Below are 18,651 nucleotides of genomic sequence, written 5' to 3' on the forward strand. Positions count from 1 at the left end.
GACGGCGGAACAGGCAACCTCAATATGGCGGAGATCACAACACTCAACAGTGGTTAAAAATGCAATTTTTCAGTGACTTATCTTGCTGATGACGCGCCAAGGCCAACTCAATCAGTGTGGTGATCAGTTGCGTATAACTCACGCCCGTGGCACGCCATAATTTGGGATACATACTGATATTGGTAAAACCTGGTAACGTATTGACCTCATTAACAATAACCTCATTATCCGGTGTTAAAAAGACATCAACTCGCGCCATACCAAGGCATTCCAGCGCGCGAAAAGCCTCTAGCGCCACAGTGCGAATTCTCAGGCTGGCTGCATTGTCTATCGCCGCAGGAATCACCACCTGCGCACCGGTTTCATTGATGTATTTGGTCTCGTAAGAGTAAAACTCATCACTGATCACTACCTCACCGCAGACACTGGCTTGTGGATCATCATTACCCAAAACTGCGCATTCAAGCTCTCGCCCAACGATGGCAGATTCCACCAGCACTTTATGGTCAAAATCAAACGCTAACGCAATGGCTTGATGATATTCGTCCTCATTGCGTACTTTGCTCACGCCAACTGACGAGCCTTGATTTGCCGGTTTGATAAATAGGGGTAAACCCAGTTTTGCGGTTATCGCTTCGAAGCGGTATTTGTTTTTATTGGTGCGAGTCAGCGTGATAAATGGCGCAACGTTCAGCCCAGCATCACGTAGCAGGCGTTTGGTCATGTCTTTGTCCATACTAACCGCAGACCCCACAACACCAGCACCGACAAACGGAATATTTACCATTCTCAGCAGGCCCTGCAATGACCCATCCTCGCCCAACGTGCCATGCACAATCGGGAAGATAACATCCAGTTGAGCCAGTGCGCTGCCATTATCCGCAGCGATAAGTTGCTGACGTTGTTGGCCTGGAATCAATGCGACATTTTTGTTTGAGTGATTTAGCGAGATCAGCGCCGGATTTTCTGCATTTAACAAGTAGTTGGATACATCGTTAACATGCCATTGACCCTGCTTATCAATCCCCAATAGCGTGACATCGAACTTTTCTTTATCAATCGCCTCAACGATGTTTTTGGCCGACTGCAATGACACTTCATGTTCAGCCGACTTACCACCAAAGATCACACCAACCCGCAATTTCGACACGCAACATTCCTTCTTAAAATCTGGCACATAGAGGTGCATAACCGGATAGAATCCGATATAACACTAAACCAATGACATCATGCTTAACTAATGGTTTTTAAGATTTAAGCAGAAATCTCTCATCACACAAAGGAGATTAATCTGAGTAAGAATATCAATTTAGACGCAATTCCCCAATGATTAGCGATATCAAGTGGCAGAACCGCGAAAGTGAAGTAAGATACATTTAGTGATTTTCCTAATCAAAATGACAACAAATTAAGCCAATAACAGAATTGAATTCTGTTATTGGCTTAATTTAGCATTTTGTTATTTATTTTTAATAAAAAACGATTAAATTCGACAGTGTCGAAAAAAGTTAGTTATATGATTACCCTTCATCTCACAAATTCATTATAAAATAATGAATGGAAACTATATATCATGCGAAATTATATAATGGCTACCTTACTGCTCACAGCTACTTTTATCGTTAACGCTCAATCAGTCACACTCCCTGCACCACAAATCATTGCACACCGTGCAGGGACCGCCGATGCTCCTGAAAATACCTTACCGGCAATCGATAAGGCGTTGTCTAATGGTGCGAATGCTATATGGATCACATTACAGTTATCTAAAGATATTATTCCTGTCCTCTATCGCCCTTCGGATCTTAAAGAATTAACGGATAAGTCAGGAGCGGTTTCCAGTTATACCGCCCAACAACTCGCTAAAGTGGATGCCAGCGTTGCCTTTAATAAGAAACATAATATTCAGGGCAAACCTGATTCACATATTGGCATTCCTACTCTTGATGAAGTGCTAAAAAAATATCCTGACACCACATTTTATCTGGATATTAAATCACCTGATGCCAATCCTGAAACATTCGCCAAAGCCTTGCAAAAAACGCTTTCAACTCCCTCTAAAGGTGAGAAAAACCGCTTTGCGCGTACCCGAGTTTACTCTACGGATGATAACTATCTAAACGCGTTGAATGAGGTTAATAAAGAGAGCGATGCTTCACATAAAGTCAAACTTTTCGAAAGCCGTAACTACACTCGTACTCAATTAGCGAATATCACGATGGATCACAAGTGTGAATTACCGGCAGATGATAAAGAGCGTTGGTATGGTTTAGAGCTGCATCGCAAAGTAAAAGTTGTGGAAGAATATACCTTGGGTACAGCAAGTTCTGACGCAGTGTTAAGCTGGGACAAAGAAGCGATGGACTGCTTTAGAAGAAACAGTAATGCACATATCATTTTCTTCGGGATAAATACCTCTGAAGACTATAAGAAAGCGAAAGAACTACAGATAAATGGTGTCATGGTTGATTCCCCTGCACTTTTTAAAGATATAGCTAACAAATAAGAATGTATAAGCAAAAATTAACACGACGGGTATAGCGACAAATCAGAACATGATGAATAATAGCTTTAACGCCGTAAGCCAAGAAAGCAGACCAGAAAAACCAGATAAGTAATGAACTCTTCACTAAGTAAATACAAAAACCCCAGTTAATTATTATTTGGCTGGGGGTTTTTCTTCTGTATAGAGAGCGTTCATAATTCTGTGTCACGTTAAAAAATCATTACAACGTAATCACTTTATCGAGGCGGCCTTCAAAATAAATCGCCAACTGGGACAATGTCAAATTCCAGCTCTGGATCGGCATTGTCCATTTTTCCTGCGCATTCATTAATCCCAGATACAGTAATTTCAACAGACTGTTTTCATTCGGGAACGCGCCTTTCGTTTTTGTTAGTTTTCTGAACTGGCGATGCACCGATTCAATGGCGTTTGTCGTGTAAATGACCTTGCGGATCGTTGCCGGATATCGGAAGTAACACGACAGATTGGCCCATTTTCTCCGCCACGACTGAAGTACCACTGGATATTGTTGGCCCCATTTTTCTTCCAGTTCGTCCAGTGCGATTTCCGCTGCCTCTTTTGATACCGCACGATAAACTGGCTTTAAATCAGCCATAAACGCCTTGTGATGCTTCGATGCGACATATTTTATCGAGTTACGGATCTGGTGAATGACGCACAACTGAACTTCTGTATCGGGGTAAATGCTGTTTATCGCTTCCGGGAACCCTGTCAGACCATCCACACAGGCAATCAGAATATCGTTCACACCACGATTTTGTAGATCGGTCAGTACCGACAGCCAGAAATTAGCGCCTTCACTTTCAGACAGATACAGGCCCAGTATCTCTTTTTTGCCCTCCAGATTCAGGGCGAGAACAGTGTAGACCGCTTTGCTCTGATAACGCCCGTCTTCGCGGATTTTATAGTGGATAGCATCCAACCAGACGAAGGGGTATACCGCTTCCAGCGGGCGTTGTTGCCACTGTTTCAGCTCAGGAATAACTTTATCGGTGACCGCGCTGATGGTGGCACTGGACACGCTGAAAGCATATAAATCCTCAATTTCCTGGCTGATATCTTTGTAGCTCATGCCAAGTGCGAACATACGGATGATCTTGCGCTCGATCTCATCGGAAAGTGTGGTCTGGTGCTTCTTCACCAACTGAGGTTCAAAAGTACCATTGCGATCGCGGGGCGTGGCCAGTTCAAAGCTGCCAGTGGGTGTTTTAACGGTCTTTTTGCCTGAGCCGTTTTTACGGTTGGCTTCAACGTCCTGAGCCAGATGCGAATCGAGTTCAGCAGCTAATGCAGCTTCGGTTAACTGTTTGATTAATGGCGTTAAGATTCCATCTTTCCCGGTTAATGCCTGACCGGACTGGAGTGCCTTAAGCGCTTTGTCGAAATCGAAGGGTTGGGACATGTGTCATTCCTTTTTGATTGCATATTACTGGAATGACACAGAATTTCTAACACTCCCGGTTTTCTTCTGTATATGATCCAGTCGTATATAACTAATTTTTATACACAACTACCACTGTATTGACCATATCGTGATCTATAATATCTTTTATAAGATACGATATTGCTCTAGCTTCTTCTGACGAGCAGCCTCTTTAGCCAACCGTTTCTTACGAGAATCACAAGGCTCTGGGCAATCACATACCTTTTCCATCCCTAAAGCCCCAATTCCGCCGCAACTGCCCTGCAAGGTTTTACGTTTTACGATATAACCTAACGACATCCCGCCGATGACCAAGAGAAAAAAGACAAAAGATGCGATAAAAGTTGTCAACATATCCCCTCCTGCTATGGCCTTTTTTGCAGATAGGGTTTGAATGCATCAGAATAACGCTCCTCAAATCCCTCGTCTGTTTTGACTATCATAAATACCGGAATCCCCAGCAAGTTGGCCAAGGCCATCCCGCGTTCAGGCCCAAGGACATCCAGACCGGTAGAAAGACCGTCTGCTGTCATACAGCTTGGATCTAACACAGTTATTGATACCAGCCGATGATTAATTGGCCGCCCTGTCTCTGGATCAATCGTGTGTGAGTAACGCACACCATTCTGCTCGAAGTAATTACGATAATCCCCTGAGGTTGCAATTGCCATTCGCCCCGGTTCGATAATCTCTTGAGCACTTTGTGCTGAGCCAGCAACTGGTTTCTCAATGGCGATGCGCCAGGGTTTATTTTCCCCATTATTACCGCGAGTCCGCACCTCACCGCCGATATCAACCATATAGTTGGTGATATTCTGTGCTTCCAAATATTCGGCAACCACATCAACCCCATATCCTTTCGCAATTGATGAGAGATCGACATACAACTCAGGGAGCCGTTTGACTAAAGCCCCCTGCTCCACGGCCAGCTTATCAATACCAACCCATGCCCGACGAGTGGCTATTTCCGCATCAGTTGGAACAACATCTGGCCGCCCTTCAGGGCCAAAACCCCATAAGTTGACTAACGGCCCAACGGTGACATCCAGTGCACCATCAGTCAGACGGTTTATACGAATAGCCTCACGCACCACTTTAGCGGTCGCAGCTGAAACCGGGAACGGTGTGTTCAGTTCGCGACTTTTATTGAAACGACTCAGTTCCGAGTCAGGCCGATAAGTCGACATCTGATCATTAACCCGTTCCAACTCCAGGTCGATTTCCTGCTGTAATTGCTCTGCGCCGGGGGTGGATGAGTCACTGACATATTTAATTGAATATGAGGTTCCCATCGTTTTACCTTCGAGATTGATTTGCTCAGGACCACACCCTGAGAGCAGTAAAACCCCGACCACCGCCATTAGCCAATGCGTTATATATTTCTGCACAATATCCCCAATTACTGTAAAAAGCCGAGTGGTGGCAAATCAACCACCAAAATCATCCAGCATAATATTGTCGTCTTCCACACCAAGATCTTTCAGCATTTTGATAACAGCCGCATTCATCATCGGCGGGCCACACATATAGAATTCACAATCTTCCGGCGCGGGGTGATTCTTGAGGTAATTCTCTAGCAACACGTTATGAATAAAGCCGGTATAACCCGTCCAGTTGTCTTCGGGTTGTGGGTCAGACAACGCAACATGCCAACGGAAATTCTCATTCTCAGCCTGTAGCTGGTCAAAATCTTCTTCATAGAACATTTCGCGGCGCGAACGTGCACCATACCAGAAGCTGATTTTACGTTTCGAATGTAGCCGCTTGAGCTGATCAAAAATATGTGAACGCATCGGTGCCATCCCCGCGCCCCCACCGATAAAGACCATTTCTGCATCAGTATCTTTGGCAAAGAACTCACCAAATGGCCCCGATATAACCACTTTATCACCCGGTTTTAATGACCAGATATACGAGGACATAATCCCCGGAGGCGCATCGGGTAATGACGGTGGTGGTGTGGCAATACGCACGTTAAGCATAATAATGCCACGCTCTTCGGGATAGTTTGCCATAGAATAAGCACGCACGGTTGGCTCACTAACCGCCGACTCGAAACGGAACAAATTAAATTTATCCCAGTCACCACGATATTCCGCCGGCACATCAAAATCTGTGTACTTGACCGTATGCGGTTCAGCTTCAATCTGAATAAATCCACCGGCACGGAAAGGAACAACATCACCATCAGGAATTTTCAGCTTCAATTCCTTGATAAATGTGGCTTTATTATCATTAGAGATAACTTCGCAAGTCCATTTCTTCACACCGAAAATCTCTTCCGGCAACTCAATTTTCAGGTTCTGCTTCACGTTAACCTGACAAGCCAATCGACAACCCTCTTTCGCTTCACGCTTGGATATATGAGAAAGTTCGGTTGGCAGAATATCACCGCCACCTTCTTTTATTGTCACACGGCACTGCCCACAAGAGCCACCACCGCCACAGGCTGAAGACACAAAGATGCCCTGACTGGAAAGCATATTCAGCAGTTTATCGCCTGCTGGCGCGGTAAAACTTTTATCCGCATCGTCATTAACATCAACGGTAATCTCACCGGTATTCACCAATTTTGATTTGGCGAATAAAATCATCACCGTCAATGCCAGCACGATGAGGGTGAACATCACTACACCCAGAATTATTTCCATCAATTATTCCTGCCTTTATAGGTTCACGCCGGAGAAAGACATAAAACCTAATGCCATCAATCCGGTGGTGATAAAGGTGATCCCTAACCCCTGTAAGCCCGCAGGCACATTGGCATATTTCATTTTTTCGCGAATACCCGCTAACGCGACGATGGCTAGCATCCAACCAATACCGGAGCCAAAACCATAGACAATTGACTCAGGGAAGTTGTAATCACGTTGTGCCATGAATGATACCCCGCCAAAAATGGCGCAGTTCACGGTGATCAGTGGCAGGAAAATGCCCAGCGCGTTGTACAGTGCAGGGAAGTAGCGATCGAGGATCATCTCCAGCACTTGTACGATAGCGGCAATGACGCCGATAAAAGTGATGAAATTCAGGAAGCTGAGGTCAACGCCCTCAACGAGCGCACCATCACGCAACACCAGGTTATAAACCAAATTGTTAGCCGGCACTGCGATGCCCAAGACCACGGTTACCGCAATCCCCAGACCAAAAGCGGTTGATACTTTCTTTGAAACCGCCAGGAAAGTACACATGCCCAAAAAGAACGCTAATGCCATATTTTCCACAAACACTGCGCGGACAAATAGACTGATGTAATGTTCCATCGTCAATTACTCCTTCTCAATCTGCGCAGGTTTCAGGGTGCGCAGACCCCAAATCAGCAAACCAATGATAAAGAATGCACTAGGTGCCAGCAGGAACAATCCGTTCGGCTGATACCAGCCACCGTTCTGCACTGTCTCCAATACCGACACACCAAACAACTTACCGGAGCCAATCAGTTCGCGAACAAAACCGACCAGTACTAGCACCACGCCATAGCCCAAGCCATTGCCGATGCCATCCATAAAGCTTTCGATGGGGGGGGATTTCATCGCATAAGCTTCAGCACGCCCCATCACAATGCAGTTGGTAATAATCAGGCCAACAAATACGGATAGCTGCTTGGATATCTCATAGGCATAAGCGCGCAGGATCTGATCGACCACAATGACTAATGAGGCAATAATCACCATCTGAACGATAATCCGCACACTGTTTGGAATATGATTTCGAATCAATGAGATAAAGAAACTGGAAAACGCGGTCACCAAGGTAACAGCCAGTGTCATCACTAAGGCTGTTTCCAATTTGGTGGTCACCGCCAGCGCTGAGCACACGCCTAGAATCTGTAATGCGATCGGGTTGTTATCAAATAACGGCCCGAATAAAACCCGCTTAATCTCTTTGGTATCAGCCATTTTTTAACGCTCCTTCGCGTACTTTTTTCAGGAACGGGCCAAAGCCGTTTTCACCGAGCCAAAAATCGAAGCTGTTTTGCACTCCGTTGGAGGTCAGCGTCGCTCCTGACAAACCATCTATTGCATGAGGATCGCCCTCAGGTGCGCGCCCTTTAACAATACGAATAGCCGGTTGCCCTTGATCGTCAAATAGCCGCTTACCAATCCATTGGTTACGCCAGATTGGGTTCTGAATTTCGCCACCCAGCCCTGGCGTTTCACCTTGATCATAATAGGTGATGCCGCGTACGGTTTTGCCATCAGTGTCAATCGCGACAAAGGCATACATCATCGACCACAAACCTGAGCCATAGATAGGAAGAACTATCTTGTTAACTTGCCCACTTTCACTACGCACCAGATAGATTTCAACCACGTTAGCGCGACGACGAATACCGGCGATATCTTGCGCTGGCGTCAGCGCGATACTCATTTGGTTATCGCGCAATGCCTGAGTACGGTCAAATGTTACCGGATCTTGTTGAATAAACGCGCCACTTTGTAAATCAAGCAAACGAGGTTCAATTCGTGTTGCAAACTCTCGCTGAACGTCTTCTGCCGGCATTCTTGGTTGCAGCAAACCGGCTACCGCCAGGATATTACGTTGCTTATCCAGCAGCCGCTGTTCTTGTTGCCGGGCTTTCAAGCCAACCGCAGCGCCAGCCACGACGACTGAGCACACCAGACACAGCACAATCACCACCAGCAACGTTTTGCCGATGCTGTCATTATTTCTTGGTTTATTACTCGCCACGGGCTTTCCTCCGCTTGATGTTGGCCTGAACAACCACATAATCAAACAGTGGCGCAAACAGGTTGGCGAACAGAATCGCCAGCATCATTCCCTCCGGATAAGCCGGATTCGCAACGCGGATTAACACACACATTGCACCAATCAGGCCGCCATACCACCACTTACCTTTATTGGTAAAGGAAGCGGATACCGGATCGGTGGCCATAAAGATCATGCCGAAAGCGAAACCGCCCAGAACCAGATGCCAATACCACGGCATAGCAAATAACGGATTGGTGGCAGAACCTATCCAGTTAAACAGACAAGCCGTTGCGATCATCCCGATCATCACACCGGCCACAATCCGCCAAGATGCCACACGACCAAACAGAATAATGGCACCGCCAATCAAGATCATCAGCGTGGAAACTTCACCTATAGAACCGGGAATATTGCCGAGGAAAGCATCCATCCACGTAATAGGTTGATGAGTGATGCTGTTAATTAAACTGTGGCTACCGTTGACACTCCATTGCGACAATGGGGTCGCACCGGAAAAACCATCCGCCGCAGTCCAAACCAAATCACCTGATATCTGAGCCGGATAAGCAAAGAACAGGAAAGCACGCCCCGCCAGTGCCGGGTTCAGAAAGTTACGCCCGGTCCCCCCGAAGATCTCTTTACCGATAACCACACCGAAAGAGATCCCCAACGCCGCCTGCCATAATGGCAATGTCGGTGGCACAATCAGAGAGAACAGGATTGAGGTAACAAAGAAGCCTTCGTTGATTTCATGCTTACGGACAATGGAAAAGACCACTTCCCAGAAGCCACCCACCAAGAACACCACCGCATAAATCGGCAGGAAATAGGCAGCCCCGAGCACCATTTTACTTATCCAGCCAGCGTCTGGCGTCAGTGATGCTCCTAACATTTGCGCCAGGCGATAATGCCAATCACCAGCAATAACCTGTTGCAACTGCGCGCCACTGTAGAGCTGATTTAAGGCCGGAATAGCCTGTAACCCTACGTTATACATACCCCAGAACATGGCGGGGAATACCGCCAGCCACACCAGAATCATCATCCGCTTTAAATCGATAGCATCGCGAACGTGAGAAGCGCCGGGGGTGACTTTACCCTGTGTGTAGAAAATAGTGGCAGCCGCTTCATAGAGCGGATAGTACTTTTCTAATTTGCCACCCGCTTCAAAGTGGTGTTCGATTTTCTCAAGAAAATTTTTCAAGCCCATCAGTTATCCTTCCTGCTCAATCTTGGTCAGTATGTCGCGCAGTACTGGGCCGTATTCATACTTGCCGGGGCAAACAAATGTACATAAAGCCAAGTCTTCTTCGTCCAACTCTAAGCATCCCAGCGCTTGCGCACTGTCAGTATCGCCAGATAGCAGGTCACGCAGTAGATGGGTGGCCAGAATATCCAGTGGCATCACTCGCTCATAGTTACCAATTGGCACCATCGAGCGCTCACCGCCATGCATATCGGTAGAGAATGCAAACAGCTTATGTTTGAAGAAATGGCCTAGCGTGGTGCGGGTGATTGAGTATTTATCACGGCCCGGCATCACCCAGCCGAATAGCTCTTTTTCTCGCCCTTCGCGGATAACCGACACTTGTTGATGAAAACGCCCAAGATAGCCATGAGTAGCTGAAGATGCAGTGCCACTGAGCACCGAACCTGAAATGATGCGGTTATCATCCTCTTTTAGCTTACCGGCGGTCAGTTCAGATAAACTGGCACCTAAGCGGGTGCGCAGTAACACCGGTTGATTTACCTGCGGGCCTGCCAGAGCGACGATACGGTCAGTACACAGCTCGCCACGGGTAAACAGTTTACCGATGGCAATAACGTCCTGATAGCCTACATGCCAAACCATTTTGCGCAGGCTGACCGGTTCGAGGAAATGAATGTGAGTACCAACCAACCCCGCGGGATGTGGGCCAGAAAACTCATTGTACGTCACCTGAGCGCTGGTATGCCCAGCAGTAGCCTGCCCCGGCGCATGGCAAACATGCACTTTACCTTCAGTCAGCCGGGTAAGAACGGTTAAACCGTGGTTAAAAGCCGCCAACTCAGTGGCAATAATCACCTGCGGGTTGGCCGCCAGTGGCTGGGTATCCATTGCGCTGACAAAAATAGCCCGCGGGCTACTGCCTGGTACCGGTGTTTTGCTGAAAGGACGGGTTCGTAGTGCAGTCCATAAGCCAGAAGCCAGCAATTGGCGTTGTACCTGTTCGCGGCTCAGTTGATTGAGGGTGGCTTCATCAAAATGCTCAAAAGGAACCTGCTCATCACCGTCAATATCAATCACAACGGATTGCAATACCCGACGCTCGCCACGATTGATGGCACTCACTTTGCCACTGGCGGGCGCGGTAAACAGCACTCCGGGATTTTTTTTATCTTCAAATAGCGGCTGGCCTTTCTTAACCCAATCACCTTCTTGCACCAGCATTGAAGGCCGCATACCGACATACTCTTCACCGAGTAGCGCTACATGATGAATAGCAGGCCCCTCCTCTATTACCTGAACAGGTGCTCCAGCGATGGGAAGGTCTAGCCCTTTCTTTATTTTAATCATAGGTTTAAACGACTTCATTAGTTATATCAGATGCTGTACATAAGCCAACAGCGTACAGCGGCGTAAAAATGAGATCCATTCACAGTACAGTTAAACGGCGCTTTACTACAAAACCATCCTATCATCGTGGTTTTAGCTGAAAGAATCTCGGAAATTAATACTGATACCCGAATTGAATGCCTGAAGATAAAATAGACTGAAATAGCATGACAGATGTGGGTGACCAGAAGCGCATGATTTTAGCATTTCCATCTCGCAGTGTCTGACAAATGCAGTGACCCAGGTCAAGCAAACACAAATAAATTACGGTTAATTTGTGTATATACTCGGTAAAACCGTATCACTAATTCACCTTTACCGACTTTGTGTTTATTTTATACAAACATATATTGCTAAAAATTTTCTGACTGATAATCTGCGCCTATAAATCAAAAGATGCAGTGGCATAATTTACATAATATAAGTAGGAATAATAAATGGGCAAAATTGCGCCGTCGTTTGCGGCGAGAATGTTTGCAACGATAATGTTTGCAGCGATAATTTGTTTGCCTGCGGTTTCGTTCATTAGCTCAGCCAGTGAGCCTGTGGCGGTATCCAAAGAGCTAAAACAGCAATTACTCGGTTCATCAGTCTATATTCAGATCTTCAAAGAAGAACGTACTCTGGAATTATATGCCAGATTACAGGGCGAATATCGTTTGGTACAAAGCTATCGTATCTGTGAATTCTCCGGTGGCCTTGGGCCGAAACGCCGTGAAGGGGATTTTAAGAGTCCGGAAGGTTTTTACACTGTTGATATGCGCCATTTGAAACCCGATAGTAAGTTTTATCGGGCAATCAATATTGGCTTCCCAAATGAATATGATAAATCGCAGGGCTATTCAGGGAAATATCTGATGATCCACGGCGCATGTAAATCAATCGGCTGTTATGCCATGACTGATGCCTATATGGACGAGATATTTAACTACGTACAGACGGCATTTATCTTCGGTCAGGAAAAGGTGGATATCAGTATTTATCCTTTCCGCATGACAGAACAGAACATGCAGCGCCACCGTAACTCATCTGATTATAACTTTTGGCGTCAGTTGCAGCCGGGATATGCTTATTTTGCCAAGAACCGGATGCCACCGTCAGTTGCGGTGATCAATGGGCAGTATGTGTTGAGCCGCCCTCCGGTCTCCAGTGCGCCAGCAACACAATATGTACTGACCCAATCAAATTCGCTCACCAAAACAGAATAATGCGAACTCACCTGGTGCAATTTTGTGCCAGGTTTCATTTGCGGTCAGTGGCGCTGTGGCAATCACCGTAACCACATCATTGGGTGTGGTCTGGCGCTGGAAATCAATTTCTACATCCCTATCCAGCAATGTTGCTTTGCCGAAAGGCGCACGGCGAGTAATCCAATAGAGATTGGTCGAGCAAAATGCCATCACAAAACGGCCATCCGACAGTAACATATTAAATACCCCTTTTGCCCGTAACTGTTCGCATAAGGTGCCGATATAACGGAATACTGCCGGCCAGTTACTTGGGGTGCGAGGGTAGCGTTTTGCCAGTTGATTAAGTAACCAGCAGAATGCATATTCGCTGTCTGTTTGACCTATCGGCCGGAAAGTCCCGGTGTCCAATTGGCGATAACCTTTGAGCTGGCCGTTATGGGCATAAGTCCAGTTGCGCCCCCACATTTCGCGGGTAAACGGATGGGTATTTTCCAACGCCACCTCACCGCGATTAGCCTGACGGATATGGGAAACCACCGCACAAGATTTTATCGGGTAATCCTGCACCAGACGGGCAATGGGTGAATTAAAACTCGGTTGCGGATCTTTAAACGTGCGACAACCATTACCTTCATAGAAAGTAATTCCCCAGCCATCTTTATGTGGGCCAGTTCCCCCACCACGTTGCACCAGGCCGGTAAAGCTAAAGCAAATGTCTGTTGGCACATTCGCGCTCATCCCGAGCAGTTCGCACATATATTCCTCCGCGCATATACCCTTTGTTGTTGACGTTGCACCGGTGGCCGTCACCCGAATCACTGACTTAAATCCGCTCTACGGGCTTTGCTTTTTTGCTGCCCACCAGCAACACCGATGAGTTTGGGTATAAACCTTTAAGCCACGATTGATACCGGCCAATCGCCATGCCGATCACCCACATTCAAGGTGATCAACACTCGTTGATCACCTCAGTACATCAGGCTTTTACCATCTCTTTTTCGATTAATTGAATCAAGATGTGAATTGCTTTGATGTGAATTTCCTGAATACGATCGGCATAACCGAAATGAGGAACTCGGATTTCAATATCAGCAGAACCGGCCATTTTGCCACCATCTTTGCCGGTCAGCGTGATGACTTTCATGCCTTTAGCGCGAGCAGCATCAATCGCTTTGATGATATTACCAGAATTCCCTGAGGTGGAAATGCCCAGTAATACATCACCTTCGCGGCCTACCGCTTCAACATAACGAGAGAAAACGTAGTCATAACCAAAATCATTACTGACACAAGAGAGATGGCTGACATCGGAAATCGCAATCGCAGGATAACCTGGGCGATTCTCACGATAGCGGCCAGTCAACTCTTCGGCAAAATGCATAGCATCACAATGGGAACCGCCATTACCGCATGACAATACTTTACCACCAGCTTTAAAAGAATCAGCCAGCAACACGGCTGCGCGCTCAATGGCATCAATATTGGCATCATCTTTTAGAAAGTTTGCCAATGTATCTGCGGCTTCGTTCAGTTCACTGCGGATTAAATCATGGTACATGGGAGCCTCTTTATCGTTCTATGCCATCAATATTTGTCCGTTGCCAGTGTACCGGATCGCATAAACAGCGAGAAGCGCTGTGATGAATTTGACCGCAGGCTTTTAACCTTTAATGCGGTCAGTTTGTGAGATTAGTTGTAAATAACATGTAATGGTATTGATAAAAATAATGGAATGAACTACAACAAATGTATCATTCAACAGGTCAGACCTCCTACATCTCAGGAGCTTCATTATGATGATTCTAAGCATTGTTGCCTTGCTGGTTCTTATTAGTGTGTTGTTCTATCACCAGGTGAACCTTTACCTCAGTAGTTTGATTCTTGTGGTTTATACCGCAGCAATCGGTGCGGTGCAGTTATGGTCATACTGGGCATTATTGCCTCTGGTGATTGTTTTGCTGCCACTGACCCTGACTCCACTGCGCCAGTCTCTGTTCTCAGCCCCAGCGTTACGCATTTTCCGTAAAGTCATGCCAGCCATGTCTCGCACCGAAAAAGAAGCGATTGATGCGGGCACCACCTGGTGGGAAGGCGATTTGTTCCAGGGCCAACCTGACTGGAAAAAACTGCATAACTATCCAAAACCGCAATTAACCGCAGAAGAGCAAGCCTTTATTGATGGGCCGGTCGAAGAAGCCTGTCGTATGGCCAATGATTTCCAGATTACCCATGAGTTGGCTGATCTGCCGCCAGAGCTGTGGGCCTATCTGAAAGAGAATCGCTTCTTCGCGATGATCATTAAGAAAGAGTACGGCGGCCTTGAGTTCTCAGCCTATGCTCAGGCACGAGTGCTACAAAAACTGTCTGGCGTGTCTGGCATATTGGCCATCACCGTCGGCGTACCTAACTCTCTTGGCCCCGGCGAATTACTGCAACATTACGGTACTGAAGAGCAAAAAAATCATTACCTGCCGGGTTTGGCCCGTGGCGATGAGATCCCTTGTTTCGCCCTAACCAGTCCCGAAGCGGGTTCAGATGCCGGTGCGATTCCGGATACCGGTACAGTTTGCATGGGTGAATGGCAAGGTAAACAGGTTCTCGGGATGCGGCTGACCTGGAACAAACGCTATATCACTCTCGCGCCCATCGCCACGGTGCTAGGGCTGGCATTCAAACTGTCTGACCCTGACCATCTGATCGGTGACACCGTTGATTTGGGCATTACCTGTGCGCTGATCCCAACCAACACTCCAGGGGTAGAAATTGGCCGCCGCCACTTCCCGCTAAACGTGCCGTTCCAGAATGGCCCAACGCGTGGTAACGATATCTTTGTCCCCATTGATTACATTATCGGTGGGCCAAAAATGGCCGGTCAGGGCTGGCGGATGCTGGTGGAATGTCTGTCGGTTGGTCGTGGCATTACCTTGCCGTCCAACGCCACAGGCAGCTTGAAAAGTGTGGCAATGGGTATTGGCGCTTACGCCTATATTCGCCGTCAATTCAAAATCTCAATCGGTAAAATGGAAGGGATTGAAGAGCCATTGGCACGTATTGCCGGTAACGCTTATGTGATGGATGCCGCTGCCACCTTAATTACCAGCGGCATTATGCTGGGTGAAAAACCGGCGGTGCTATCTGCCATTGTTAAATATCACTGTACCCACCGTGGTCAACGTGCGGTGATGGATGCGATGGATATCGCCGGTGGTAAAGGCATCTGCCTTGGCCCGGCCAACTTTGTGGCGCGTGGTTACCAAGGTGCACCAATCGGTATCACGGTGGAAGGCGCGAATATCCTGACCCGCAGCATGATCATCTTCGGCCAGGGCGCTATCCGCTGCCATCCGTTTGTACTGGATGAAATGGCGGCGGCGCAATCTAATGATGTCTCTGCCTTTGATAAAGCGCTGTTTGGTCATCTGGGCCATGTCGGTAGCTGCAAGGTACGTAGCTTATGGTTGGGCCTAACCAATGGCCGCACCAGTGCCACACCAACTAAAGACAGTACCCGCCGTTATTACCAGCAGTTGAACCGCCTGAGCGCTAATCTGGCATTGCTGTCAGATGTCTCAATGGGTGTGCTGGGCGGCAGTCTGAAACGCCGTGAGCGTATCTCTGCCCGTTTGGGGGATATTCTTAGCCAAATGTATCTGGCCTCAGCCACGTTGAAACGCTATGAAGATGAAGGTCGTCAGACAGAGGACTTACCACTGGTGCATTGGGGGGTGCAGGATGCGCTAAATCAGGCGGAACAAGCACTGGATGATTTGCTGCGTAACTTCCCCAATGGCCTTATCGCCGGGTTGATGCGGTTCGTGGTGTTCCCATTTGGTCGCGTACATCAAGCGCCGTCAGACCGTCTGGACCATCAGTTAGCACAACTATTACAAGTCCCATCTGCCACTCGCAGCCGTATTGGTCGTGGTCAGTACCTGACACCGAGTGAATTTAACCCAGTTGGTTTGCTGGAAGAAGCATTGCAAGATGTGATTGCGGCGGAGCCTATCCACAAGCGTTTGAGCAAAGAAGCAGGTAGAGGTTTGCCATTCACCCGCCTGGATATACTGGCACAAAAGGCATTAGCTGAAGGTAAAATCAATGCCGAAGAAGCGGCCATTCTGACCAAAGCAGAAAATAGCCGTTTGCGTTCAATTAATGTCGATGAATTTGAAGCCGATGCCTTGGCAGCGAAACCCGCCGTAAAGCAGCCGGCTAAACCACGGCAAATTGAAGCTGCATAGTAAATAAGTCTCATTGATGTAAGTGTCTACTCAAGCCTCCGTCAACTTAAGGAGGCTTTTCTTATTATTCATCTAGTTAGCAGTCATTTCGACATATTCACCTGATTACTCGCTCTGGCGCTCATCAAGCAGGCCACGGACAATCCGCCCGAATTGCTCCGGTTTACCGGTAAATAACACGCTGTCAGGTTGAATCGCTAATAACTGCTGCCGTAAGCTATTGCGCCAATCGGTGTCATTAATCAGACGTACCGTGGCTGCGATGTACTCTGCTATATTATGCGTGATCAGCTCCTCAGCCAGCCCCAAACGACGAAATAGCCCTTCATCAATATGCTCATGAACTTCCGATCCACTGAGGCAAACGCCCGGTAGCCCCTGACGCACGGTATCGACGATGCCATTGGTATTGCCAAAGGGAAACGGATTAATAAACAGATCACACTGGTTAATCACCTGTAAATAAGCGGGATAACTCAAATGCTCGTAAACTCTGGCTTCGGTAACCATATCAATGACCGCTTTTTCCATCACCCGATGGGTAATCCCCCAGCAGAAACCGACTAAAAAATGAAATACCACCGGAGTCGCCGCTTGATCAGCTATTTCGGCACAGGTCGCGAGAAAACGGGGGTTAATTTTCATCGCCGATGCACAAACAGCAATATGGACAACAGGCCGCTCATCAAATTGATGTATAGGTTCCGGCTGGCTGATATTTATCGGCGGCACATATGGCAAACAATCTTTAGGTAATGAAACGACTTTTTCAGAAAAGCAGCCACTATCGCCCAGATAATCCTCTTCCACTAATACCGCGTCGATGTAATCGGAATGGGTCGTTGCTGGATGCCCCAATGCCATCACCTGCAAAGGTGCCAGGCGCAAGTTACTCAAAGCAATGGTAAGTGGAAACATCCCGACACTGGGAAAATAGATAACATCCGGGCGCAGTTGCTGTGCCAGAGCGGCTATAGCTTCAACCGCCCCCGCCCGCAGCACCTCGGTGAAGTCATCAAAAACCTCGCGAGTTGTGGCATCGGTTGCCTCCATTATCGTAACACCATGAGTAGAAAACTGCTGGCGAGCGGCCCGCAGAGTGCTGGAGTGAGTGCGATAAATAGAATGCCCGCTGTTAAACCATTCTAAAATAACCAGCATCAAGGGTTTGCTGCGTGGTGGGGGGCGAGAGTCATTATCAGATAACCCATTGTGTAGCAGCGCATTACGCAGATGAAAATTAATGCTGCGCTTTATGGCATGTTTTTTCGCTATATCAGCGTAACTGCAATGCATGTACACATCGTGGAGGATGCGCTCAGGTAAGTGTTCAAGGCTCTCTAGGGTTAACAGTTTTTCAGGCAACCACGCTAATAACAGCTCACGTTTCGCATGGCCCGCCGCACGGGGTAAAATGCGCGGTGACAATAATGCCAAAAAAAGTGCCGCCGCCGCATGAGGATTAAATTGCCACAATAAATCCGGCTGAAGCGGAATACCCGATTCGGGTAAATACATCAGACAAAACTTCAGGAAATTATTGTGCTCAAACCGTAAAGGGTGAGCGCACCCCTCCCCCGCCTGGTTAAGATTAGTAATAACATGATCCGCATGAACAAAAGGTGATGCAGCAAATATCAACGCAATCCAGCGGTGGAAATTGATCAGTTGTAAAAAGCCTTTATCTGAAATCACAAAATCAGGATCAGAAAACAGGTTGCTAATGGCCGCAGCTAAACGATTACAGAAACGCTCCTGCTGCTGTACCGATTGTTGATTAAGCGAAAAAACATCCCAGCGGCCATATTGGGTGTCCAGTTGCTCCAATACCAAGAGTAATAATCGCCCGGCCTCCTCATAGCGCCGCACACAGACGAGAAACTCGAAATAAGGTAATGAAAAGTCTACCGGCGTATCTACTGCGGGTGTTAATTCAACCGTTTTGTCCACCATTGCCCGTC

16 protein-coding genes are annotated in these 18,651 nt (G+C 47.4%); 3 read left to right on the forward strand and 13 right to left on the reverse strand.

Annotated features, from left to right (window positions below):
- Positions 1-43: 43 nt before the first annotated feature.
- On the reverse strand, positions 44-1,150 hold the full coding sequence (ddlA, locus tag AT01_RS07480) for a D-alanine--D-alanine ligase (RefSeq protein WP_042546676.1): 1,107 nt from the start codon (positions 1,148-1,150) through the stop codon (positions 44-46).
- Positions 1,151-1,588: 438 nt separating this feature from the next.
- On the opposite strand from ddlA, the gene AT01_RS07485 reads away from it, so the two are divergent.
- The gene (locus AT01_RS07485; protein ID WP_082039719.1) at positions 1,589-2,506 is read left to right on the forward strand and encodes a glycerophosphodiester phosphodiesterase family protein; all 918 of its coding nucleotides are present in this window, start codon (positions 1,589-1,591) and stop codon (positions 2,504-2,506) included.
- 220 nt (positions 2,507-2,726) lie between these two features.
- Here the strand turns inward: AT01_RS07485 and AT01_RS07490 are convergent, their stop codons facing one another.
- From AT01_RS07490 to AT01_RS07530, 9 genes are all read right to left on the reverse strand, one after another.
- A complete protein-coding gene (locus AT01_RS07490) occupies positions 2,727-3,929 on the reverse strand; it encodes an IS256 family transposase (protein WP_042546678.1) in 1,203 nt (400 codons plus the stop codon).
- Between the two features lie 147 nt (positions 3,930-4,076).
- Positions 4,077-4,304, reverse strand: a complete 228-nt coding sequence (nqrM, locus tag AT01_RS07495) for a (Na+)-NQR maturation NqrM (protein ID WP_042546679.1) — start codon at positions 4,302-4,304, stop codon at positions 4,077-4,079.
- A gap of 11 nt (positions 4,305-4,315) precedes the next feature.
- Positions 4,316-5,338 carry an FAD:protein FMN transferase gene (locus AT01_RS07500; protein ID WP_071841500.1) on the reverse strand — a complete coding sequence of 341 codons (1,023 nt, stop codon included), beginning with the start codon at positions 5,336-5,338 and terminating at the stop codon, positions 4,316-4,318.
- Between the two features lie 39 nt (positions 5,339-5,377).
- Positions 5,378-6,601: an NADH:ubiquinone reductase (Na(+)-transporting) subunit F gene (gene nqrF, locus AT01_RS07505; RefSeq protein WP_042546681.1), complete on the reverse strand. Its 1,224-nt coding sequence runs from the start codon at positions 6,599-6,601 to the stop codon at positions 5,378-5,380.
- Positions 6,602-6,616: 15 nt separating this feature from the next.
- Complete coding sequence (nqrE, locus tag AT01_RS07510) at positions 6,617-7,213, reverse strand: NADH:ubiquinone reductase (Na(+)-transporting) subunit E (protein ID WP_004704031.1); 597 nt, start codon at positions 7,211-7,213, stop codon at positions 6,617-6,619.
- 6 nt (positions 7,214-7,219) lie between these two features.
- Positions 7,220-7,849: an NADH:ubiquinone reductase (Na(+)-transporting) subunit D gene (locus tag AT01_RS07515; protein ID WP_042546682.1), complete on the reverse strand. Its 630-nt coding sequence runs from the start codon at positions 7,847-7,849 to the stop codon at positions 7,220-7,222.
- Positions 7,842-8,642 carry a Na(+)-translocating NADH-quinone reductase subunit C gene (locus AT01_RS07520; RefSeq protein ID WP_042546683.1) on the reverse strand — a complete coding sequence of 267 codons (801 nt, stop codon included), beginning with the start codon at positions 8,640-8,642 and terminating at the stop codon, positions 7,842-7,844. The genes AT01_RS07515 and AT01_RS07520 overlap by 8 nt, the downstream gene beginning before the upstream one ends.
- Positions 8,632-9,873, reverse strand: a complete 1,242-nt coding sequence (locus AT01_RS07525; protein ID WP_042546684.1) for an NADH:ubiquinone reductase (Na(+)-transporting) subunit B — start codon at positions 9,871-9,873, stop codon at positions 8,632-8,634. The genes AT01_RS07520 and AT01_RS07525 overlap by 11 nt, the downstream gene beginning before the upstream one ends.
- Before the next feature lie 3 nt (positions 9,874-9,876).
- Positions 9,877-11,220, reverse strand: a complete 1,344-nt coding sequence (locus AT01_RS07530) for a Na(+)-translocating NADH-quinone reductase subunit A (protein WP_042546685.1) — start codon at positions 11,218-11,220, stop codon at positions 9,877-9,879.
- Between the two features lie 476 nt (positions 11,221-11,696).
- Between AT01_RS07530 and dpaA the strand changes: the two genes are divergently transcribed.
- A complete protein-coding gene (gene dpaA, locus AT01_RS07535) occupies positions 11,697-12,467 on the forward strand; it encodes a peptidoglycan meso-diaminopimelic acid protein amidase (RefSeq protein ID WP_042546686.1) in 771 nt (256 codons plus the stop codon).
- Here dpaA and AT01_RS07540 read toward each other — a convergent pair.
- Both AT01_RS07540 and lpcA read right to left on the reverse strand, forming a co-directional pair.
- On the reverse strand, positions 12,441-13,205 hold the full coding sequence (locus AT01_RS07540) for a class II glutamine amidotransferase (protein WP_004704037.1): 765 nt from the start codon (positions 13,203-13,205) through the stop codon (positions 12,441-12,443). The two genes, dpaA and AT01_RS07540, sit on opposite strands and share 27 nt — an antisense overlap.
- A gap of 220 nt (positions 13,206-13,425) precedes the next feature.
- Positions 13,426-14,007, reverse strand: coding sequence for a D-sedoheptulose 7-phosphate isomerase (gene lpcA / locus AT01_RS07545; protein WP_004704038.1), 582 nt, complete (start codon positions 14,005-14,007; stop codon positions 13,426-13,428).
- 235 nt (positions 14,008-14,242) lie between these two features.
- On the opposite strand from lpcA, the gene fadE reads away from it, so the two are divergent.
- Positions 14,243-16,690 carry an acyl-CoA dehydrogenase FadE gene (gene fadE, locus AT01_RS07550; RefSeq protein ID WP_042546687.1) on the forward strand — a complete coding sequence of 816 codons (2,448 nt, stop codon included), beginning with the start codon at positions 14,243-14,245 and terminating at the stop codon, positions 16,688-16,690.
- A 105-nt stretch (positions 16,691-16,795) separates the two neighbouring features.
- Here fadE and AT01_RS07555 read toward each other — a convergent pair whose 3' ends face one another.
- Positions 16,796-18,643, reverse strand: a complete 1,848-nt coding sequence (locus AT01_RS07555; RefSeq protein ID WP_042546688.1) for a hypothetical protein — start codon at positions 18,641-18,643, stop codon at positions 16,796-16,798.
- Positions 18,644-18,651: the final 8 nt, after the last annotated feature.

Origin of the sequence: Yersinia aldovae 670-83 (assembly GCF_000834395.1) — a bacterium.
Lineage (GTDB): Bacteria > Pseudomonadota > Gammaproteobacteria > Enterobacterales > Enterobacteriaceae > Yersinia > Yersinia aldovae.